At 74.7% G+C, this 21,275-nt stretch carries 15 protein-coding genes; 4 read left to right on the plus strand and 11 right to left on the minus strand.

Annotated elements, in window-relative coordinates:
- Positions 1-18 precede the first annotated feature (18 nt).
- On the plus strand, positions 19-987 hold the full coding sequence (locus tag BLR33_RS29815; RefSeq protein WP_245771751.1) for a hypothetical protein: 969 nt from the start codon (positions 19-21) through the stop codon (positions 985-987).
- Positions 988-1,040: 53 nt separating this feature from the next.
- On the opposite strand, the gene BLR33_RS29820 is transcribed toward BLR33_RS29815, so the two are convergent.
- The 5 genes from BLR33_RS29820 to BLR33_RS29840 form a co-directional block, all read right to left on the minus strand.
- Positions 1,041-1,811: a polyprenol monophosphomannose synthase gene (locus tag BLR33_RS29820; RefSeq protein WP_093787762.1), complete on the minus strand. Its 771-nt coding sequence runs from the start codon at positions 1,809-1,811 to the stop codon at positions 1,041-1,043.
- The gene (gene lnt, locus BLR33_RS29825) at positions 1,808-3,499 is read right to left on the minus strand and encodes an apolipoprotein N-acyltransferase (RefSeq protein ID WP_245771752.1); all 1,692 of its coding nucleotides are present in this window, start codon (positions 3,497-3,499) and stop codon (positions 1,808-1,810) included. The genes BLR33_RS29820 and lnt overlap by 4 nt, the downstream gene beginning before the upstream one ends.
- Before the next feature lie 803 nt (positions 3,500-4,302).
- Positions 4,303-5,982 carry an amidohydrolase gene (locus BLR33_RS29830; RefSeq protein WP_093787763.1) on the minus strand — a complete coding sequence of 560 codons (1,680 nt, stop codon included), beginning with the start codon at positions 5,980-5,982 and terminating at the stop codon, positions 4,303-4,305.
- Between the two features lie 82 nt (positions 5,983-6,064).
- A complete protein-coding gene (locus tag BLR33_RS29835) occupies positions 6,065-6,505 on the minus strand; it encodes an Lrp/AsnC family transcriptional regulator (protein WP_218136728.1) in 441 nt (146 codons plus the stop codon).
- A gap of 76 nt (positions 6,506-6,581) precedes the next feature.
- Complete coding sequence (locus tag BLR33_RS29840; protein ID WP_093787765.1) at positions 6,582-7,823, minus strand: D-arabinono-1,4-lactone oxidase; 1,242 nt, start codon at positions 7,821-7,823, stop codon at positions 6,582-6,584.
- 280 nt (positions 7,824-8,103) lie between these two features.
- Here BLR33_RS29840 and BLR33_RS29845 point away from each other — a divergent pair, with 280 nt between their 5' ends.
- Entirely contained in the window at positions 8,104-8,601 is a 498-nt protein-coding gene (locus BLR33_RS29845) for a hypothetical protein (RefSeq protein ID WP_093787766.1), read from the plus strand.
- Between the two features lie 307 nt (positions 8,602-8,908).
- On the opposite strand, the gene BLR33_RS29850 is transcribed toward BLR33_RS29845, so the two are convergent.
- The 6 genes from BLR33_RS29850 to BLR33_RS29875 all read right to left on the minus strand — a co-directional run bounded on the left by BLR33_RS29850 (position 8,909) and on the right by BLR33_RS29875 (position 18,008).
- On the minus strand, positions 8,909-10,078 hold the full coding sequence (locus tag BLR33_RS29850; protein WP_093787767.1) for an acyl-CoA dehydrogenase family protein: 1,170 nt from the start codon (positions 10,076-10,078) through the stop codon (positions 8,909-8,911).
- Positions 10,079-10,363: 285 nt separating this feature from the next.
- Positions 10,364-12,535 (minus strand): putative bifunctional diguanylate cyclase/phosphodiesterase, encoded by a 2,172-nt coding sequence (locus BLR33_RS29855; protein WP_322987214.1) that lies wholly within the window; start codon positions 12,533-12,535, stop codon positions 10,364-10,366.
- Positions 12,532-13,347 carry an SAM-dependent methyltransferase gene (locus tag BLR33_RS29860; protein WP_245771753.1) on the minus strand — a complete coding sequence of 272 codons (816 nt, stop codon included), beginning with the start codon at positions 13,345-13,347 and terminating at the stop codon, positions 12,532-12,534. The genes BLR33_RS29855 and BLR33_RS29860 overlap by 4 nt, the downstream gene beginning before the upstream one ends.
- A gap of 402 nt (positions 13,348-13,749) precedes the next feature.
- Positions 13,750-15,003 carry a chitinase gene (locus tag BLR33_RS29865; protein WP_176930616.1) on the minus strand — a complete coding sequence of 418 codons (1,254 nt, stop codon included), beginning with the start codon at positions 15,001-15,003 and terminating at the stop codon, positions 13,750-13,752.
- 306 nt (positions 15,004-15,309) lie between these two features.
- Positions 15,310-16,722 carry a C39 family peptidase gene (locus BLR33_RS29870; RefSeq protein ID WP_093787769.1) on the minus strand — a complete coding sequence of 471 codons (1,413 nt, stop codon included), beginning with the start codon at positions 16,720-16,722 and terminating at the stop codon, positions 15,310-15,312.
- Between the two features lie 158 nt (positions 16,723-16,880).
- Positions 16,881-18,008, minus strand: coding sequence for a M24 family metallopeptidase (locus tag BLR33_RS29875; protein WP_093787830.1), 1,128 nt, complete (start codon positions 18,006-18,008; stop codon positions 16,881-16,883).
- 129 nt (positions 18,009-18,137) lie between these two features.
- Here BLR33_RS29875 and BLR33_RS29880 point away from each other — a divergent pair, with 129 nt between their 5' ends.
- Positions 18,138-18,737 carry a uridine kinase family protein gene (locus BLR33_RS29880; protein WP_093787831.1) on the plus strand — a complete coding sequence of 200 codons (600 nt, stop codon included), beginning with the start codon at positions 18,138-18,140 and terminating at the stop codon, positions 18,735-18,737.
- Positions 18,738-19,370: 633 nt separating this feature from the next.
- Entirely contained in the window at positions 19,371-21,272 is a 1,902-nt protein-coding gene (locus BLR33_RS29885; protein ID WP_093787770.1) for an AAA family ATPase, read from the plus strand.
- The last annotated feature ends 3 nt before the right edge of the window (positions 21,273-21,275 follow it).

Raw genomic sequence — 21,275 nt, forward strand, 5'->3', positions numbered from 1 at the left:
GCCGCGACGATGGCGGACGTGACGCACGAGGAACCGGCCGCGAGCCCCGACGAGCCCGACACGAGCGGCCGCACCGCCCGCCCCATCCCCGCCCCGGCAACTGCACCAGCCCCTGCGGGCGACCCCCGGGCCTCCGCTTCGGCCGCCCAGCCGGCCGACGGGCAGCCCATGGGCCCGCAGTTCACGACCGGGCCCACCGCGGCGGACCGTCCCGGCGGCGGCTCCCCGCCCGACCCCGTGGTGAGCCGGCTGGCCCGGATCGAGGCGCTGCTGGCCCAGTCGCACGGCGCGGGCGGCCGGGACCTCGTACGGTCCGGGCAGCAGCACCTGGTGCCCGCGTGGCGGCGGGTCACGCGGGGCGAGACCCGCTGGGCGGCGACCGTGTCGGTGCTCGCCGTGCTCGGGATGCAACTGCACCTGCCGCCGCGGCTCGCCGGGCACCCCCAACTGCTGATGCCCGCCGTGGAGTTCGGGCTGCTGCTGTGCCTGTTCGCGCTCAACCCGCACCGGATCGTGCGGCGTTCCGCGCTCTACCGGCTGCTCGGCCTCGCGCTCACCTTGTGCACGGCCGGCGCCAACCTCTACTCGGCCGGCCGGCTCGTCGCCGAAGTGGTGCGCGGCACCGACCACTTGACCGCGGGCGCGCTGCTGGTGGCGGGCGGCGAGATCTGGCTGATCAACGTGGTGATCTTCGCCCTGGCCTACTGGGAGTGGGACCGCGGCGGCCCGGCCGCCCGGGCGTTCGCCGAGCGGGACGTGCCGGACTTCCTCTTCGTGCAGATGCAGGAGCCCGAACTCGCGCCCCCGCACTGGGAACCCGAGTTCCTGGACTACTTCTACCTGTCCTTCACCAACTCCACCGCCTTCAGCCCCACCGACGTCATGCCGGTGACCCGGCCCGCCAAGGCGCTGATGCTGGCGCAGTCCGCGGTCTCGCTGACCACGGTGGTGCTGGTGGTGGCGCGAGCCGTCAACATCCTCGGCTGACCTCCCGCGCCCGGCAACAGGCCACCGTGCCGGAGGGGTTCGGCGCCCTCGCCCTACGGCAGCGGGCGGCGCCCGGTGAAGCGCGCGGCCCGCGAGCCGACGCCCCAGGCCGTCACCCGCCACAGCGCCTCCGCCACGATGCCGCGGCTCATCTTGCTGTCCCCGCGCACCCGCTCCACGAAGGTGATCGGCACCTCCACCACGTGGAAGCCCGCCTTCACCGCGCGCCAGGCGAGGTCGACCTGGAAGCAGTAGCCGGCCGAGGCGACGTCGCCCATGCCCAGGCCCTCCAGGGTCTCCCGGCGGAAGGCCCGGTAGCCGCCGGTGACGTCATGGACCGGCACGTCCAGCATCAGCCGCGAGTAGGTGCTGCCGCCGCGCGAGAGGAACTCGCGGGACTTGGGCCAGTTCACCACCCGGCCGCCGGGGATCCAGCGCGAGCCCAGCACGAGGTCGGCGCTCTTGAGGGCAGTGAGCAGCCGGGGCAGTTCCTCGGGCTGGTGGGAGCCGTCGGCGTCCATCTCCACCAGCACGCCGTAGTCGTGGTCGATGCCCCACTGGAAGCCGGCGAGGTAGGCGGCGCCCAGGCCCTCCTTGCCGCGCCGATGCATCACGTGCACCTGCTCGTCGGCGGCGGCCAGCTCGTCGGCGAGCTTGCCGGTCCCGTCCGGGCTGTTGTCGTCGGCGATCAGCACGTGCGCCTCGGGCACCGCGGCCCGCACCCGCTTGACGATCGGCACGACGTTCTCGGCCTCGTTGTAGGTCGGGATGATGACCAGGACCTTGCCGAGCGGCCCGAAGCTCCGCTGCTCGTCCTCGTTCACTGCTGGGTCTGCCCTTTCGCCGTGCGGGTGCGCTCGAACCTGCCGATCGCGACGGCGGCCGCGCAGGACAGGAGCCCCACCATAGCGAGGGTCCACTCCGGCGCCGCACCGACGCGGTCGGCGAGGGTCTTCTCGTCGCGCAGCGGGATGTCGGCGCTGATGACCTGTTGCGTGAACTCCTTGCTGCGCTGTTCGATCTTCCCATCAGGAGCGACGATCGCACTGATCCCGCTGGTCGCGGCCGTGACGACGGCCCGGCCGTGCTCCACCGCCCGCAGCCTGGACATCGCCAGCTGCTGCTCGGGCTGCCCGGTGCGGCCGTAGGTGGCGTTGTTGGTCTGCACGACGATGGCGCGGGCACCGGCGTTGACGGTGTCGCGGACGATGCCGTCGTAGGCGACCTCGAAGCAGATGACGTCGCCGAGCCTGGCCGGGCCGATCTGCATCACGCCGGTGGTCTTCCCCGGGTAGAAGTCGCGCGGGATCTCGTTGAGCATCGGCACGATCTTGGTGAGCTGCTTGCGGAAGGGCACGTACTCGCCGAAGGGCACCGGGTGCTGCTTGGTGTAGTGGGCGCCGGGGCCGGTGACCGGGTCCCAGACGATGCCCTCGTTCTGCACGTGGTCCTTGTCCGGGCCGTCCACCAGGGCGCCGACCAGGACCGGGACGCCGACCGCCTGCACGGCCTCGGTGATCTTGTCGTACGCCTGCGGGTAGGTGAAGGGGTCGAGGTCGGAGGAGTTCTCCGGCCACAGCACGATGTCCGGCTTGGGCACCCGGCCGGCCTTGATGTCGGCGGCGAGCTTGAGGGTGGCCTGCACGTGGTTGTCGAGGATCTTCATCGGACGGCCGAGGAAGTGCATCCCCGGCTGCTGCACGTTGCCCTGCACGACAGCGATCCGCACGTGCCCGTCGGCGTTGGTGTGCACGGGGACGAACAGGCCGGCGCAGAAGACGGCCGCGGACAGCACGAGGGCGCCGGCGCCGGTCAGGACGGCACGCAGGGTGCGCGGGTCGGTGCGGCGGTACAGGCGGTGGGCGCGCAGCAGGGCGGCGGCGAGCAGGGTGCCGCTGAGGGCGACGCCGAAGCTGACGAGGGGGGCGCCGCCGAGGGCCGCGAGCGGGGTGAAGGGCGAGGCGGTGTTGGCGAACGCGAGGCGGCCCCAGGGGAAGCCGCCGAACGGGAGCCGGTCGCGGACGAGTTCCTGCGTCACCCACAGGCAGGCGCACCACAGCGGCCAGGCGCGCAGCCGCTGCACGAGGACCATCAGGGCGGCCATCAGCACGAGGTAGAGCGCCTCGACGCCCGACAGGACCACCACGGCGATCCAGATCACCGAGCGCAGCCAGACCAGCAGCCAGAGGAAGAAGGGGAAGGCGAAGGCGAAGCCGAGCCAGGCGCCCTGCCTGACGGTGCGGTCGCGCAGCACGAGGGCGAAGCCGGCGACGGCGACGAGGGAGAGCGGCCACACGCCGTACGGCGGGAAGGCGGCGGCCATGGCCAGGCCGAGGGCGGCGGCGACGCCGCTGCGGGGCGCTGCCGCGCGGGCTGTGGCGGTCCACCGCTCGCGCCGGGACGGGCGGGGGGCCGCCGCTTGCGCCGCTGCCGCGGCCGGCGCCACGACCGGCTGGGCCGCGCGGCCCGCGCCGGAGGGAACGGCGGGGTCATCGGGGGGACGCAGGCGCACGGGCGCGGCCTTCCTCTGTGAGACGTACAGAAGGTGAAGGTACCGCGTGTGTCTGTGGGGTGTCCCCCCCACCACGGGGCCGCGGGTCGCCCCGGGACCTTCCCCCGCGGGGTGGCTTGTCGCGCAGTTCCTCGCGCCCCTTCGGATTCCCGCCTGCCCCAGCCCCGCCGTTCCCGGCCGCAGGCCGGTGGCCGGTTGCTCGCGCAGTTCCTCCCCCAGAGCTTCGCCTGGGAGGTACCCCCAGCGCCCCTTTACGGCAACCCGCCTGCCCGAACCCCGCCATTCCCGGCCACCGGCCGGTGGCCTCTTCTCGCGCAGTTCCTCCCCCAGAGCTTCGCCTGGGGGTGCCCCCAGCGCCCCTTGGAGGCAAGTCGCCGTGTGCTGTTTTGGGTACGGGACGAGCCCGGACGCCCTTCGGGCCGACCTGGGAACCGCTGGCTGCGGCTCGGCACCGAGGCCGTTGTCTACTGGGCGTCCGGGCCCTTCCCGGGTCGCACCTGCCGATCGGGCGGCACTCCCCCCGCGTTCCGCGTCGCGGATGCTGGACCTGGCTGCCAGTGGCGTCCGCTGTGCGGCGGCGCCCCATGGCCCAGCGTGGCCGACGCAACCGCGGAGAGCCCCCGGTCCGACGTCCTGTGGTGGACTTCGCCGAAGTTACCCGCCCCCGACCAGCGGCTGTCAACACTGCTGTGACCTGCGGGCTTTCGGTAAAGAGGCAGGTCAGTGCGGAGGCCGCCGCGCGGCTGCGACACGCCGCCGCCCGGCGACCGCACACCGTTCGGCGGCATGGCGGAGCACCCGGCTCACCCGTTCGGAGGCCCGAAGACGGTGCGGCCGGCGACGACCGTGGTCAGCGCAGTGGGCAGGGCGGCGCCGGGGGTCAGGTCGGGCAGCCCGGGGGTGCCCGAGCGGGGGTCGGTGGACCAGTTGGCGACGCGCGCGTCGGGCGCCTGGACCAGCAGGTCGCCGACCTGCCAGACGGCGTAGTCGGCGGGCGCGCCGGGCACGAGGACGCCGGCCTCGTCGCGGCCGATGGCGCGCCAGCCGCCGCGGGTGTGGGCCTGGAAGGCGGCCCGCGCGGAGATGCGGTGGGCGCGGGTGCGGTGGAAGGCGGCGGCCCGGACGGTGCCCCAGGGGTCGAGCGGGGTGACGGGGCTGTCGGAGCCGAGGACGAGCGGAACCCCGGCCCGGGTCATCGCGGCGAACGGGTTGAGCGCGGCGGCCCGCTCGGCGCCGAGCCGGGCGGCGTACATGCCGTCGGGGCCGCCCCAGGCCGCGTCGAAGGCGGGCTGCACGGAGGCGATGAGCCCGAACTCGGCGAAGGCGTCGATCGCTTGCGACGACATCAGCTCGGCGTGCTCCACCCGGTGCCGCAGGGCCCGTACGCGGTCCAGGCCGGCCGCTGCGGCGGCCGCGCGCACCCCGGCCACCACGGCGTCGATGGCGGCGTCCCCGATGGCGTGGAAGCCCGCCTGGACCCCGGCGCGGGTGCACACCAGCAGGTGGCGGGCGACGGTGTCGGCGTCGAGGTAGGTGACGCCGCTGTGGCCGGCGTCGGCGTAGGGGGCGTGCAGGGCGGCGGTGTGCGAGCCGAGGGAGCCGTCCACGAAGAGGTCGCCGCCGGCCCCGAGGGCGCCGAGGTCGCGCAGCTTGTCGAGATCGGCGGCCTCGGCCGCAGCCTCGGCCCAGTAGGCGTGCACGCGCGGGCCGGGCCCTTCGGCGGCCAGCGCCAGCAGGGAGGCGAGGTCGTCCTCGGAGGAGATGTCGGGGCCGGCGCACTCGTGCAGGCTGCCGATGCCGCGGGCCGCGGCGTGCCGCAGGGCGGCGCGCTGGGCGTCCGCGCGCTGGGCGGGGCTGATCGCGGCGTGGGCGGCGGCCCGTACGGCGTGGTGGGCGTCGCGGGTCAGCGGGCCCTGGGGGTCGTGGCCGAGGCGGTCGGTGACGCCGGGGACGAGGTCGAGCAGCGCGGTGCTGACCGCGGCGGAGTGGACGTCGGCGCGGGCGAGGTAGGCGGGGCGGCCGCCGGTGGCCGCGTCGACCTCGGCGCGGGTGGGCGGACGCCCCTCGGGCCAGGCGCTCTCGTCCCAGCCCTGGCCGAGCAGCACCCGGTCGCCGGGGTGGGCGGCGGCGAAGGCGGCGGTGCGGGCGAGCGCGTCGGCCAGCGAGGCGGCGCCGGACAGGTCGAGGCCGGTCAGGGCGAGGCCGGTGGCGGTGGCGTGCACGTGCGCGTCCACGAAGGCGGGGGTGACCAGGGCGCCGTCGAGGTGCACGACGCGGTCCACGCCGTCCGCGAAGGAGTCGGCCGCCCCCTCGGAGCCGACCCAGGCGACGGTGTCGCCGTCGACGACCATGGCGGTGGCGAAGGGATCGGCGGGGCTGTAGACGAAGCCGCCGCGCAGCAGCACGGTGCCGCCGGGCGCGGGGTCGTCGGGGCGGGAGGTCGCGGGGACCGCTGCGGTGGGGCTGCTGGGCGTGGCGTGCATGGGGCCAGTCTCCCCCGCCGCCGGGGGTGCCGTGCCGCGGGGTGGTGGTGCCCCGGGCCGCGGGCAGCCGCGGGGCGCGGCGTCAGATGCGCGGGGGGCGGGCCTCGTAGGCGGTGGAGAGCACCACGGTGGTGCGGGTGGACACGCCCGCCAGCGAGCGGATGCGGCCGAGCAGGTGTTCCAGCTCGATGGGGGTGGCGACCCGCACCTTGAGGATGTAGTTCTCGTCGCCGGCCACGCTGTGGCACGCCTCGATCTCGGGGACGTCGGCGAGCCGGTCGGCGATGTCGTCGGGCGCGCTCGGGTCGAAGGGCTTGACCGAGATGAACGCGGTCAGCGACAGGCCGACCGCCTCGGGGTCGATGACGGCCGCGTAGCCGCGGATCACGCCGCGCTGCTCCAGCCGCCGGACGCGCTGGTGCACCGCCGAGGTGGACAGGCCCGTGGCCTTGCCCAGGTCGGTGTAGCTCATCCGCCCGTCGGCGACGAGCAGTTCCACGATGTGCCGGTCGAGCTCCTCCACAGCCGATGACATTACCGGTAACAGGGCGGATTACTCACCGTAGGAGCCGTGGCTTTCGATCGCCCCCGGGCGCGTCTCACCCGCCGAGGACGGTGTCGAGGTAGGCGTTGCCGAAGACGCCCTCGGGGTCGGCCTGCGCGACCAGGGCGCGGAAGTCGTCCATGCGCGGGTAGAGGGCGCGCACCTGCTCGGGTGCGGTGGTGAAGAGCTTGCCCCAGTGCGGGCGGGCCTCGTAGGGGGCCAGTGCGGCCTCCATCAGGCCGAGGACGGGGGTGACGGCGGGCTGGTCCTTGATCCAGGTGAAGTGCAGGGCCACCGTGTCGCGGCCGTGGGCGGGGCTGAGCCAGAGGTCGTCGGCGGCCACCGTGCGGACCTCGCAGATCTGCAGGACGGGCGCGATGACCCCGCGCAGGCCGGCCAGGGCGTCGAGGGCGTGGGCCGCGTGGGCGCGCGGCACCAGGTACTCCGACTGGAGTTCCTCGCCGTTGCTGGGGGTGAACTCGGGCCGGAAGTGCGGCAGCCGCTGGTGCCAGGGGCCGGGGGTGCCGTCCTGCGGGGTGCAGTGCACGGGGTCGACGCCGGGCACGGGGTGCAGGGGTCCCGGGGCGGGCTCGGTCCAGGGCAGGTCGGGTGCGGGGGCGCCGTCGAGCTGCTTGAGCCAGACCTGGGTGAAGCGGTCCTCGCGCCAGTCGGTGAAGAGGCTGACGCTGTAGGCGGCGCCGGTGATCGCGTCGAAGTGGGCGAGGGCGTCGCTCAGGGCGAGCCCGGTGCGCACCTGCTGGCGGACCTGGAAGGCCGGGACGAGGTCGAGGACGAGGTGGGTGGCGATGCCGAGGGCGCCCAGGGCCACCACGCTGCCGGCGAAGCGGTCGCCGTCCTCGTCGCGGCTGAGCACCTGGCTGCCGCCGTCGGCGGTGACCAGTTCGAGGCCGCGCACCGCGGTGGCGAGCGAGCCGTTGCCGTTGCCTGAGCCGTGGGTGCCGGTGGCGACCGAGCCGGCCACCGAGATGTGCGGCAGGGAGGCCATGTTGGGCAGGGCGAAGCCGTGGGCGTCGAGTTCCTCGGCGAGTTCGGCGTAGCGGACGCCGGCGGCGACGCGGACGGTGGCCGCGTCGGAGTCGATGTCGATGTCGGCCGGCAGGCCGGAGAGCTCGACGAGGTCGCCCTCGGTGTCGGCGATGCCGTTGAAGGAGTGGCCGCTGCCGAGCGCCTTGACCCGTCGGCCACCGGCCACCAGGGCGCGCAGCTCGTCCAGGGAGGCGGGGCGGTGGACGCGCTCCGCGGCGAAGGTCAGGTTGCCCGCCCAGTTGGTTCGCATCGTCCGTCCGTCCTGCCGATCGCGGCACAACCGCCCTGGTCGCGCCGGTTCGCACCCTATAAGGCGGCCCCGGCGGGGAGCGGGCCGGGGGCGCCGGGGCGCACGTGGGGGGCGCAGGCGCGGGGCACGCGGCGGCTGTGACGAAGGCCACATCGCGTGCGACCTGCGTGCTCCCGGTGGCGCGATTACCCGCGTAGCGCGGCGGGAAGTGCTCGCTATGGCCGCGAGCGTGAAGCCGGGCCGGCCCACCACAGGGCGACACCCATAGGGGGAACGCAGTATGCGTAACCATGTGCGCCACAGCCGCAGCGAACGCACCTCGGCGTTCGAGGAGGGGCACGAACGCGATCTCGCGCTCGCCGGCCCCGGTGCCGATGACGCGGAGGACTTCCCGGGCGGCGACGCCGAGTTCGCCGCTGACGCGGACCTCTACGAGGAGGCCGACGGCCTCGCCGACACGACCCGCGTGATCTGCCCCGACTGCGCCCGGCCGATCGCCCTGCGCGGCGGCGAGGAGAGCCTGCCGGTGCACGCGGTGTGCGCCACGCCGTGGAACCCGTTCGGGGTCACGGTCTGCGCCGGCTCCGGCCGCGCGGCCGGCGACGCCCCGCCGCTGATCGGCGGCACCGCCGAGGAGCAGGAGGGCGCCGAGCCCGCCTTCGGCGCGGTGCTGGCGCTGCCGGCCGGCCTCGACTGGCGCACCCAGCCCTTCTCGCACGTCGGTGGCCCCGGCTCGCGCCCGATCCGGCTGCCCGCCCAGCGCCGCCTGGCCGCCTGAGGCCGGCCGGGAGCCGAGCCGCGGGCCCGCAGGAGCCCGGGCCCGAGCCGCGTCCCGCCGCTGTTCGCCCTCCCGCGGCCGCACCCGCGGCGGGCGGCCGACGTACCGCTGCGGCCGGTCCGGCGCACCCCGCCCGGCCGCCGGGCCCGGCACGTACCTCCACCGCGCCGCCGCTCGTCAGAACAGCCCGGCAGCCGCCCGCTCGTACGGTCGCTGCCAACCGCCGGGCCCGGCACGCACGCCCGCCGCGCCGCTGGTTCTCGGCGCAGCCCGGCAGGCGTACGCGCATACGGTCCCCGCGGGGCCGTCAGTCCTGCGACTCCGGGCCCAGCACGTCGCGGGCGATCACCATCCGCTGGATCTGGTTGGTGCCCTCCACGATCTGCAGCACCTTCGCCTCGCGCATGTAGCGCTCCAGCGGGAAGTCGGCGGTGTAGCCGTAGCCGCCGAGCAGCTGGACGGCGTCGGTGGTGACCTGCATCGCGGTGTCGGTGCAGATCAGCTTCGCCATGGCGGCCTGGGTGCCGAAGGGCAGCCCGGCGTCCTTGCGGCGTGCCGCGGCCAGGTACAGCGCGCGACCCGCCTCGATCCGCGCGGCCATGTCGGCGACCATGAAGCGCAGGCCCTGGAAGTCGGCGATGGGGTGGCCGAACTGGCGCCGCTCGCGCAGGTAGGCCGCGCCCGCGTCCAGGGCGGCCTGCGCCACGCCGATCGCGCAGGCGGCGATGCCGAGCCGCCCGGCGTCCAGCGCGGACAGCGCTATGGCGAAGCCCTGGCCCTCCTCGCCGATCCGCCGCTCGTCGGGCACCCGTACGCCGTCGAGGTGCACCTGCGCGGTGGGCGAGCCCTTCAGGCCCATCTTCCGCTCGGGGGCGGCGGCGCTCAGGCCCGGGGCGTCCCCGGGAACGAGGTAGGCGGTGATGCCGTGGGCGCCGGGGCCGCCGCTGCGGGCGAGCACGGTGTAGAAGTCGGCGACGCCGCCGTGGGTGATCCACGCCTTGGTGCCCTCGATCGTCCAGGTGCCGCCCTCGCGCACCGCCCTCGTCCGCAGGGAGGCCGCGTCCGATCCGGAGGTGGGCTCCGAGAGGCAATAGGCGCCGAGCAGTTCGCCGCCGAGCATGGCGGGCAGGTGGTCGGCGCGCTGCTCCTTGCTGCCGAAGGCGGCCAGGGCGTGGCAGGACAGGGTGTGCACGCTGACGCCGAGGCCGACGGTGAGCCGGGCGGCCGCCAGCTCCTCCAGCACCTGCAGGTACACCTCGTACGGCTGGTCGCCGCCGCCGTACTCGGCGGAGTAGGGCAGGCCGAGCAGTCCGGCGCGGCCGATCAGGGTGAAGACCTCGCGGGGGAAGCGCCCGGCGTCCTCCTGCTCGGCCGCGGCGGGCGCGATCTCGCGGCCGGCCAGCTCGCGGGTGAGGGCGAGCAGCTCGCGGGCCTCGTCGGTGGGCAGCTGCCGGTCTACCGTTCGGGGGTGCGGCATGGCGGCGGTTCCTCCCTGTTCGGGTGGCGGCGGCCCGGGGCCTGGGTGGGGCGGGGCCGTCCGGTGGCGGGGCCGGATCCGGCGGCCTGCCCGTGCCGGGTCTCGGCACAGGTGATCAACGGGTCCGGCGGATGGAGTATGCCCGAATCGGCCGCCTCCGTCACGGGTGCCGTGCCGGGCCGCGCGGGCGGCCGCCGTACGCGCGTAGACAGCGTCGGCGGAACCGCCCGGCGAGCCCGGTCTCCAGGGGGCTGTCGGCCTGCTCCTGGGTCGTCCTGGGGGCGCTCAGCCCGCGTCGGCGAGGTGCAGCTCGTGCAGCCGTTCCGGGGGGCCGGGGCGGCCGTAGTACCAGCCCTGGCCGGTGTCGCAGCCGAGCGCCCGCAGGTGCTCGGCCTGGGTGCTGGTCTCGATGCCCTCCACCGTGACCGTCAGGCCCAGGCCGTGGGCCAGGGAGACGATGCCCTCGACGATCTTCAGGTCGACCGGGTCGGCGGGGTGGCGGCGCATGCCGCGGGTGAAGGCGCGGTCCAGCTTGAGGACGCTGACCGGCAGCCAGCGCAGCGAGGAGAGGTTGGAGTAGCCGGTGCCGAAGTCGTCGAGCGCTATCTCCACGCCGAGGTCGGCGATCCGGCGCAGCGGCCGCAGCGCCTCGGGGTCGGCGCCGATCAGCGCGCTCTCGGTGACCTCCAGGCACAGGGCCTCGGGGGCGAGTCCGGTCTCGTCCAGCACCCGGGTGACCTCGCCGACCAGGTCGGGGTGGTGCAGCTGGAGCGGGGAGAGGTTGACGTTGACCCGCGGGCCGCAGCCGTGGGTGTGCTCGGCGGCCCACGCCTGCGCCTGGCGGGCGGCCTGCTCCAGCACCCAGCGGCCGAGGGGCACGATCTGGCCGGTGTTCTCGGCGAGCGGGATGAAGCGGTCGGGGCCGAGCACGCCGTGCACCGGGTGGCCCCAGCGGACCAGGGCCTCGGCGCCGTGCACGGCGCCGTCGCGCAGCCCGATCAGCGGCTGGTACTCCACGAAGAACTCGCCGCGCTCCAGGGCGACCGGCAGCCGGTTGGTCAGGTCGTGCCGGGTGATGGCGCGCGCGTCGTGGGCGGGGTCGGCGATCTCGTACCGATTGCCGCCCATCTCCTTGGCCCGGTACATCGTGATGTCGGCGCTGCGCAGCAGGTCGGCGGCGGCGCCCTCGCCGGCCGGGCCGTGCACGAGGCCGATGCTGCCGTGGACGGTCAGGTCGCGGCCGTCCACCCGCACCGGCGTGGCGAGGGCGGCCAGGATGCGGTCGGCCAGGGCGGTGACGGCGGCGCGGTCGGGCGGGTCGGTGTACAGGGCGACGAACTCGTCGCCGCCGATCCGCGCCATCAGCTGGCCGGTGCCGGTCAGGCAGCCGCGCAGCCGCTCGGCGACGGCCACCAGCAGCCGGTCGCCGACCGCGTGGCCGAGGCTGTCGTTGACCGCCTTGAAGCCGTCCAGGTCCAGGTAGCACAGGCCGATGGCGCGCTCGCCGCCGTCGGTGCCCAGGGCCTGGTCGAGGCGTTCGAAGAACAGGGCGCGGTTGGGCAGGCCGGTGAGCGCGTCGTGGGTGGCCTCGTGGCGCAGCCGCTCCAGCAGCCGGCGGCGCTCGGTGACGTCCTCCAGGAGGGCCAGCTGGTACTGGGGGCGGCCGGCGGCGTCGTGCAGCAGGGAGACCCGCAGGTTGGCCCACAGGACACTGCCGTCGGCCCGCGGGTAGGCCTTCTCCACGTGGTAGCTGTCGCGCTCGCCGCGCAGCAGTTCGCCGTTGAGCGCAGCCAGGCCCGGGGCGTTCTCCGGGTGGGTCCACTCGCCGACGGCGCGGCGGCGGATGTACGACTCGCCGCCGAGCATGCGGCTGAGCGCGTCGTTGACCTCGACCACCTTGCCGTCCAGGTCGGCGATGCCGATGCCGACGGCGGCGTGCTCGAAGACCGCGCGGAAGCGGGCCTCGCTGGCGGCCAGGGCGCGTTCGGCCTCCTGCTGGGCGGCGAGCGCGGCCCGGGAGATGGACTCCTGCTCGGCCAGGGTGCGCTCGCGCAGCGCCTGGGTGAAGCCGACCGCGACCGCGTGCTGCAGGCGGGCGCAGCGGGCCCGGCTCTCGTCGGCGGGCACGCCGTCGCCGGGCGGGCAGTAGAGCACGAGGTAGGCGTCGATGACGCCGAGGATGCTCGGCAGGGCCTCGGGGTCGGTGCAGTGGGCGGCCACCAGGGCGGCGCCGACCGGGACCGCGGCCCTGGGGTCGAACGGGCGGGCGGCGAGCGCGTCGCGCAGCACCCGGGCGAGCGGGACGAGGTGGGTCTCGAACTCGGCGCGGGTCATCGAGGTGGCGGTCGCGGGGAAGACCGCACGGCTCCATATGGCCGCGAACCGGCGCAGGTTGTCGGGCTCGCCGGGCACCGCGCCCTCGTGCGGGGCCTGTTCGGCCGGTGCCCCGGTGGTCACGGCTTCAGCCCCACGCCGGCCAGCCCGAGCAGCACCGCGGGATCCTCGTCGCCCGGCGGGGTGTCGGGCCGCCAGTGCGGCAGGTGCACGATGCCGGGTTCGACGATCTCGAACCCGTCGAAGAACGGCCGGAGTTGATCGATGGTGCGGGTGACCAGGGAGGCGGTCGTGGCACGCCGGTAGACGGCCTGTACCTCGCTCTGGCCGGCGGGGGCGGCCTCGTGGTCGGGGGTGGCGTGCGTGATGACGACGACGCTGCCGGGGGCGAGGGCGTCGCGCAGGGTGGCGACGATTTCGGCCGGGCGGTCCTCGTCGGGCAGGAAGTGCAGGACGGCCACCAGCATCAGCGCGACCGGCCGGGACAGGTCGAGCATCCGCAGGGTCTCGGGCGCCTCCAGGATCGAGCGCGGATCGCGCAGGTCGGCGGCGGCGATGTCGGCGTCGGGGGTGTCCTGGAGGACGGCGCGGCTGTGGGCGATGGCCACCGGGTCGTTGTCGACGTAGACCACCCGGGCGCCGGGGTGGGCGGCCTGGGCCACCTCGTGGACGTTGCCGAAGGTGGGGATGCCGGAGCCGATGTCGAGGAACTGGGTGATGCCGCGGTCGACGGCGAAGCGCACCGCGCGGCGCATCACCGCCCGGTTGGCCTGGCTGATCTTGGGGATGCCCGGCAGCGCCTTCATCGCCTTCCTGGCCGCCTCCCGGTCGACCTCGAAGTTGTGCGAGCCGCCGAGGAAGTAGTCGTAGATCCGGGACACACTGGGCACGTTGAGGTCGATACCCGTGGGGGCCCAGGAGGGTCGGTCGGTCACGGTTGCGGTCTCCAGGTCGTGGGCGGACAGGTCGCGGCGGGGGGAGGCGTGAGGCGGCATCGGGCCCGGCGCGTGGCGGCGGAGGGCGGGGGACGCGGGAGACGTCAGCCGCGGTCCGCTGCCGGCACACCCGGCCTGAGGCTACTGATCACCTGTTCGGAGTGAAACACAACGGCCGGAGTCATGACGTCCGTTTTGGTCAACAACCACCGGCATGCGCTCTTGCGAAAACGCGCAGCTGCGAATACGCGCACACATGGCGGAGGTCCCGCGGCGCAATTGCGCCGCGGGACCTCCGTAGACTGGATTATTTGACGCTTTCCCGCCGCCTTCTGACGGCGGGTCGGCGCGGGAGGTGGCGGAGTTCCGTCACGCTTCCCCCGCGCCCGCGCCGGCCGGCCGTCAGCAGGCGCCCTCGTCCTTCCAGACGCCCCACTGGCCGGTGGTGCCGGGCACCTCATTGGTGGTCCACCACTGGGCGAGCCACTTGTGGCCGCCGTAGGAGACCTCGTTGCCGCCGACGTAGACCGCCGAGGCGCTCCAGGCCGGCACGCCCGCGCAGCTGCCGCCGGTGGGCGGGCTGGTCGGCGGCGAGGTGGGCGGGCTGGTGGGCGGGGTCACGCCGGCGAACTGCACGGCGTACTTGGCGAAGTCCCAGTCCGCCTGCGGCACCGAGCTGCAGGTGCCGGAGGTGGTGCCGTTGTTGTCCGGCGGGCTGCACTGGCGGTCGCGGTTGAGCGACCAGAAGGTGAAGCGGCCCATCCCGTGGCTGGTGGCGTAGTTCAGCACGGTCTGGAAGTCCGACTGGTAGAAGTACTCGCCCGAGTCGCTGCGGCCGTTCATGCCCGAGAAGCCCTCGTGGGCGTAGGCGGTGGCCGCGCTCCAGCCGAAGGTGGACTGCAGGATGCCGTTGAACGCGGTCAGGGCCGCGGTCTGGGAGGCCGCGCCGCTGAAGCCGCCGTCGAAGGGCATGATGGAGAAGTTGTTCGGGGTGAAGCCGATCGACTTCGCCTCCTGCAGCATTTGCGTGCCGAACCAGCCGGTGCCGGCCGCGGTGCCCGGCGTGGTCACCGAGATGTAGATGCCCGGGTTGTTCTGCTGGAGGATCTTGGCGGCCCCCAGTTCGTTGGCGACGGCCGCGGTGTTCTCGTACTCCGGCTCCTCCAGGTCGAAGTCGATCGCCTTGAGCTGGTACTTGGTGACGACCTGCTGGTAGGCGGCCGCGGTGGAGGCCGCGTCGGAGCAGGCCTGGCCGAGCTTGGTGCCGCCGTAGCCGCCGATGGACACCGACACGTCGCCGCCCTTGGCGCGGATGGCGGAGATCGTGCTCGCCACGGCGGTGTCGGAGGAGACCGCGCTGGTGCCGCCCCATGTGGGGGTGCAGCCGCCGCCGTTGGGGGCGAGGACGAAGGCGAGCTGGAACGCCTTGAGGCCGGTGGCGTCCATGATGGCGGTGGCGCTGGGCGGGTTGTTGTCCAGCGGCATCAGGTACGGGGCGGCGGCGTACCAGCTGCTGCTCAGCGCGGCCGGCGCCGCGGCAGCCGCGGGTTCGGCCCCGCTGGCCTGACCGCTGCCGAGCGCCGCGGCCGCGCCGAGCCCGGCGAACGCCAGGGCGGCGGCGGCCACTCCGGAACCGAGGGCTTTGAGACGGTTCACATCGGACCTCCTGTGGGGGAACGTGGCAGCAGCGTGCTGCGCTGACCTGGACGCGTCAATAGTTTGGTCCAGACCTTTGGGTCAACCCACAAATTGGTCTCTACCATGTCTGCGCGCGGTACGGCCCCGCCCGGTCCCTGGTGAGGGCAGCGGACGGGGCCGGGCAGGAGCCGGACAGGAGCCGTGGCGCAGCCGCGGGACGGCCCGCGCGGACCGCCGCCGCCCGCGGCAGCCCCGGCCTGCTGCCGGGACCGCTGCCGGGACGGTTGCCGGGACGGCCGCCGGGACCCCTGCCCGGCCTCCTGCTCAGACCACGCCGACCGACGCGAGCGCCCGCCGCTGGCCCGGCGACGGCTTCACCGGGAAGTAGAGGTACACCACACCGCCGCTGCCCGAGCCGACGCCGCCACTGGCGGTGATCCGCTTGGTGCGCAGCCACACCGTCTCGAACTGGGCCCGCTTGTAGACGTTGCGCACTGCGTCGTCGTCGGAGCTGGCCGGGTCGTTGGCGATCACGTCGCCCTCGGCGGTGAAGCCGATGATGCACATCAGGTGGCCCGAGGTGCTGTAGTTCGACCCGTCCAGCTCGCTCGCCAGGAACGACTGCGACGTTATGACCGGGATGCCGGCCTTCACCAGCCGCTCGATGTCGTTGAGCGAGTGCAGCTGGGTGACCACGCCCTGCAGGTCCTTGTACGTGGCCGCGTAGGCGGCGTTGAAGGGCCAGTTGCCGCAGCCCTCGTACTGGTAGTCGTAGGTGTAGCGGGCGCCCTGGTCGACCTGCGGGTCGGCGTAGGAGGGGTCCACCCAGGCCATGTCGGCCGCGGTGGGCCCGCGGCCCCAGTACTCGATCACCATGGTGGAGGAGGTCGGGCTGCACCAGGCCTCGCCGCCGTTGTCGTACTGCGGGTACTGGCCCTTGTGGATGTCCTGCGAGTAGCGCGGCACCGGGAGTTCGACGGCGCCGTCCAGGCCCGGCACGGAGGCCGGCACGGTGTAGCGGTCGGGGATGTTCGAGGCGAAGGCGCCCAGACGCCACACGGTGGGGGTCAGTCCGGTGCCCGGCTTGCGGAAGAGGGTCAGCCGCAACCGGTAGGAGGCGAGCAGCTTGCCCTGGCTCGGGTCGTCGACCGCGAAGGTGTCGGTGTAGATGCTGCTGGTGTCGTCGCCCTGGCCGTCCACCGAGGTGCGGCGGATGTCCTCGTCGCCGTCGCCCGCGGTCCAGCGGCCCATCACGTAGGCCGGGGTGGCGGTGCCGTCGGTGTAGGTGCCCAGCAGCTCGACCTGGATCCAGGTGCCCGCCGGGGTGTGCGCGTTCCAGGAGGAGACCAGCTCGGTGGCCGGGTGCGGCAGCTGCCGCACCGGGGAGGTCCAGCTCGCCGACTCCCAGGTGGCGGTGATGCCGGTGTGCGGGTCGGTGTAGTCAAGGGTGCCGGTGGCGCGGGCGATCCGGACCCCGGGCCGCTCCCCGGGCACCGGCACCGTGCCGTGGTGCACGCCGAACAGCCAGTCCGGATACGCGGTCCAGGCGTGGTAGTCCACGGGGGCGTCGTCGGGTGCGGCGCTGCCGCTCTTCTTCCCGGCGGGCACCGCGGCGGCCGGGCCGCCCGCGGGGGCCGGGGCGGCGGTGGCGCTCTGCGCGGTGGCCGTGGTCGCCGCCGCGGCGGCCGCGGCGAGCGCGGCGGTCAGGACGGCGCGCCGGGGCGCGTTTGTGCTCATGTCGGTAGTACCTCGGTTTCCCTCGACGCGAACGGGAAAGGGCCCGTCGAACCTCTGTCCGCAGGACGGCGGGTGGCACAACTATCGCCGCTCGGCCACCCCGGCACCAGGGTTGCCGTGTTCCCAGCAGGATCATTATTGGTCTACGCCACTGGCGGTCACACCGGGAGAACCACCAGGTCGCGCCCGGTCAGGTTCAGCCGTTCGCCGCCGTCTTCCGTACACACCGCGATGTCCTCGATGCGCGCGCCGAACCGGCCGGGCAGGTAGATCCCCGGCTCCACCGAGAACGCCATGCCCGGTTCCAGCACCCGCGCGCTGCCCGCCACGATGTACGGCTCCTCGTGCGTCTCCAGGCCGATGCCGTGGCCGGTGCGGTGGATGAAGTGCTCGCCGTAGCCGGCCGCCGCGATCCGGTCCCGGCCGATCGCGTCCAGCTGCTCGGCGGTGATCCCGGGCCGCACCGCGTCGGTCTGGGCGCTCTGCGCGGCCAGCAGCACCTCGTACAGCTCGCGGAACTCCCGCGGCGGCTCGCCGACGGCGTAGGTGCGGGTGGAGTCCGAGCAGTAGCCGTCCGGAGTGGTGCCGCCGATGTCGACCACGACCGGATCGCCGGGCGCGATCACCCGGTCGGACACCTCGTGGTGCGGGCTCGCCCCGTTGGGGCCGGAGCCGACGATGACGAAGTCGGCGGTGGCGTGCCCGGCGGCCACGATCGCGGCCGCGATGTCGGCGGCGACCTCCCGCTCGGTGCGGCCGGCCCGCAGCCACTCCCCCATCCGGCGGTGCACCCGGTCGATCGCGGCGCCGGCCCGACGCAGCGCCTCGATCTCGGCCGGGCTCTTGCGCATCCGCAGCACCGAGAGCACGTCGCCGGCCAGGCCCGCCTGCGCGCCGGGCAGCGCGTCCTGGAAGGCGAGCAGCTTCTCGGCCCACATGTGGTTGTCGACCGCGAACCGCCGGGTGCCCACTGGCAGCCGGCGGGCGATCAGCTCGTAGGCGTCGTCCGTCTCGGCGAAGCCGGTGATCTCGATACCGAGGCCCCCGGCGGGCGACGCCTCGGCCGCCGGCTGCTCCAGCCGCGGCACCACCAGGAACGGCTCGCCGCCGGCCGGCACCACCAGGCAGGTCAGCCGCTCCAGCGGCTGCGCCTGGTAGCCCGTCAGGTAGCGCAGGTCCGCGCCCGGCGTCACCAGCAGCGCGTCGAGTCCGGCATCCTGTGCGGCGGCCTGCGCGGCCGCCAGTCGCTCGCGCGGGAAGAGCCCGCCGCCCGTCGCATCCGTCACGGACCCCACCGTAGACGCAAGGCCCCGCGCCCGCCGCCGACTCCTGCTCGTGCCGCGGCCGCGGTCGCCCGGCCGCCGCCTATCGTCGGCAGGGTGGCGCACAGCGAGCGGGAGAAGACGGTGGACGGGATGGCGGTGGCCGCGCTGCGGGCCGCGCCGAGGTGCGGCAGTGTCCGCGTGGTGGCCGTGGACGGCCACGCGGGCGCCGGGAAGACCACGCTGGCCGCGCAGTTGGCGGCCCGGCTCGGTGACGCGCCCGTGGTGCACACCGACGACCTCGCGACCCACGAGGAGCCCTTCGGCTGGACCGGCCGGCTCGCCGCCCAGGTGCTCGGCCCGCTGTCCGAGGGCCGCGCGGCCGAGCACCAGGTCTACGACTGGGACACGCGCGCCTTCACCACCACGCGGCACTTCCCGCCGGCCCCGGTCGTCGTCCTGGAGGGGGTGGGCACCGGACGCGCGGCCGTCCGCCCGTACCTGGCGCTGCTGCTGTGGCTGGAGGTCCCGCCCGCCGAGGCGCGACGGCGCGGGCGGCGCCGGGACGGTCCCGAACTGGCGCACTTCTGGACCGGCTGGACCGCGGCGGAGGACGCGCACTTCGCCGCGGACCCGAGCCGCCCCTTCGCCGATCTGCTGGTCCATCAGGACGCGCGGGTGGCCGGCGGTTACCGGGCGGTACCGGGTCCGGCGGTACGGGCCGGCAGCCGCCCGTCACGTGACGCACGGTGAGCGGGCGAGCCGGGTCGGCGACGATGCGCAGGCCGCCGGTGCGGCGGGGGCGGTGCCCGGCTGGGCACCGCTCGCCCCTGCCGGGGTGGCGGCGCCAAAGCGCCGCCCGAACCGCTTGACCACGCGGGTACGCAGCAATTACGTTTTCAACCAGCGGCGGAAAGCGGCCGCTCAGCAGACGCGGAGCCCCCGGTTGTTCCCCCGTGACCGGGGGCTTCGTCCTGTGCGGCGGGGGTACGGCGGGGCGATCGGGAGATCACGCTTCGTGATCTCCCGCGACCGGTCTGCGGCTCCCCGCCGCGGGGGTTCTTCTACAGTGCCGAGTGCTACCCGGTGGCGGGCTGCGGACGGGGACGGCGGCGAACCCCAATGGCGGGATGCCGTTTCTTGGGGGCCGCGTGGGGCGGACGGGAGCCTGGATGGGGCGGCTGGTGGGCCGCCGTGGGGACTCGGGGAGCCGCCGGCCAGGCTGCGGCACCCTACGGTGATCGGAAGTTCGCGGGTACGATGCCGCAAAGGGGGGCGCGGCGGCGCCGGGGAGTTCCGCTGCCTGCCTCAACTCCCTCCCGTCGGCCACGGGTTGGGGGGCGGCGCATGTCGGCGAGGCGGGGGGACGGAGTTGGTGGGGACTTGATGGACTTCGGCACCGACCGCCCGGGCTCCCCGGCCGACCTGGCCTGGCTGCGCGGCGTGGACGCGTACACCATGGGCGCCTACGTCCAGGCCGAGGAGGAGTTCCGGTCCGCGGTGCGGATGGACCCGGGGATGGCCGACGCCTGGCTGGGGCTGCACGCCCTGCGCGCCGACACCACCACCGCCCTGCTGCAGATGTACCGGCACCGCGACCGCTTCGGCGAGCAGCGCGCCGCCCACCGCCGCCCGCTCAACTCCTGGTACTGGCTGGGCTGGTGGGTGCAGCCGGTGCTGGAGACCAGCCGGGACCTGCTGCTCGCGCACGCCTCGCACTGGCTCGACGGCCGCCATGTCGCCGAGCTGGACCGGGCGTTGGCCGACTGCCCGCCGGTGGACACCGATCCGCAGGTGCGGTTCCTGCACGCCTGCCGGGCGTATCTGGTCAAGGACTGGGAGCGGCTGGTGCGGCACACCGAGCCGCTGCTCGGCGACCCCGTCCTCGGCATCGAGGCGGGCCTGTTCGGCGGGATGGCCCGGGTCCGGCTGGAGATGTGCGGCCAGGCCGAACCGCTGCTGGCCGCCGCCCTGATGCGCTGCCGCACCGAGCAGCCGCAGCGCAAGGAGCTGCGCTACTGGCTGGCCCGCGCCTATGAGGGCACCGGCCGTACCGCCGCCGCCGTACCGCTCTACCGGGCCGTGCACCGGGTGGACCCGGCGTTCATGGACACCGCCGCGCGGCTGGCCGCGATCCACGAGACCGACGACGGGCTGGACGAGGGCACCGGCCTGGCCGCCGTCTCGCTGGCCGGCACCGGCCAGGCCGTCCCGGAGGGCGCGGACGCGCTGGACCCGTACCCCACCGACTTCCCCGCCGACCCGCCGCCCGGCAGCGGCGCGGCCCCCGACCTGGAGGAGTCGCTGCTGACCGCCGGGCCGCTGGGGGACGGCGTACGGGACCGCGCGGCGACGCAGTCGCAGGGCGGCGCCGCGCCGGGGCTGCCGCTGGGCGGCTCGGACCCGGTGCTGCTCGCCCAGGCGCTCGCCGAACTCGACCGCATGGTGGGCCTGGAGCCGGTCAAGCGGCAGGTGCGGGCGCTGTCGGCGCAATTGCGGATGGCCCGGCTGCGGGCCGGGCAGGGCCTGCCGGTGCAGCCGCCGAAGCGGCACTTCGTCTTCTCCGGTCCCTCCGGCACCGGCAAGACCACGGTGGCCCGCATCCTCGGCCGGGTCTTCTACGCGCTCGGCCTGCTCGGCGGCGACCACCTCGTGGAGGCCCAACGCTCGGACCTGGTGGGCGAGTTCCTGGGCCAGACGGCCGTGAAGGCGAATGAGCTGATCGACTCCGCGCTCGGCGGCGTGCTCTTCGTGGACGAGGCGTACGCGCTGTCCAACTCCGGCTACACCAAGGGCGATGCCTACGGCGACGAGGCCCTGCAGGTGCTGCTGAAGCGGGCCGAGGACAACCGGGACCGGCTGGTGGTGATCCTCGCCGGCTACCCCGAGGGCATGGACCGCCTGCTGGCGGCGAACCCGGGCCTCAGCTCGCGCTTCACCACCCGCGTGGACTTCCCCAGTTACCGCCCCCAGGAGCTGACCCGCATAGGCGAGGTCCTCGCCGCCGAGAACGGCGACCACTGGGACGAGGAGGCGCTGGACGAACTCGGCGCGATCAGCAGCCACGTGGTGGACCAGGGCTGGATCGACGAACTCGGCAATGGCCGCCTCCTGCGGACCCTCTACGAGAAGAGCTGCGCCTACCGCGACCTGCGGCTCTCGGAGTACCCGACGCCCCCCAGCCGGGACGAGCTGGCCACCCTGCGCCTCCCGGACCTGATGCAGGCCTACGGCGAGGTCCTCTCCGGCCGCGGCCCCGGCGTCCCGCCCCCGGCGGAGGGGGAGTAGGGC

The sequence above is a fragment of the Actinacidiphila guanduensis genome, assembly GCF_900103985.1.
GTDB classification, from domain to species: Bacteria; Actinomycetota; Actinomycetes; order Streptomycetales; family Streptomycetaceae; genus Actinacidiphila; species Actinacidiphila guanduensis.

Excerpts from the sequence above, each read along its gene's own strand:
- BLR33_RS29885 (WP_093787770.1), top strand. The coding sequence starts at position 19,371 with ATGGACTTCGGCACCGACCGCCCGGGCTCCCCGGCCGACCTGGCCTGG.
- BLR33_RS29880 (WP_093787831.1), top strand. The coding sequence starts at position 18,138 with ATGGCGGTGGCCGCGCTGCGGGCCGCGCCGAGGTGCGGCAGTGTCCGC.
- BLR33_RS29845 (WP_093787766.1), top strand. The coding sequence starts at position 8,104 with ATGCGTAACCATGTGCGCCACAGCCGCAGCGAACGCACCTCGGCGTTC.
- BLR33_RS29870 (WP_093787769.1), bottom strand. The coding sequence starts at position 16,722 with ATGAGCACAAACGCGCCCCGGCGCGCCGTCCTGACCGCCGCGCTCGCC.
- BLR33_RS29840 (WP_093787765.1), bottom strand. The coding sequence starts at position 7,823 with ATGCGAACCAACTGGGCGGGCAACCTGACCTTCGCCGCGGAGCGCGTC.
- BLR33_RS29830 (WP_093787763.1), bottom strand. The coding sequence starts at position 5,982 with ATGCACGCCACGCCCAGCAGCCCCACCGCAGCGGTCCCCGCGACCTCC.
- BLR33_RS29850 (WP_093787767.1), bottom strand. The coding sequence starts at position 10,078 with ATGCCGCACCCCCGAACGGTAGACCGGCAGCTGCCCACCGACGAGGCC.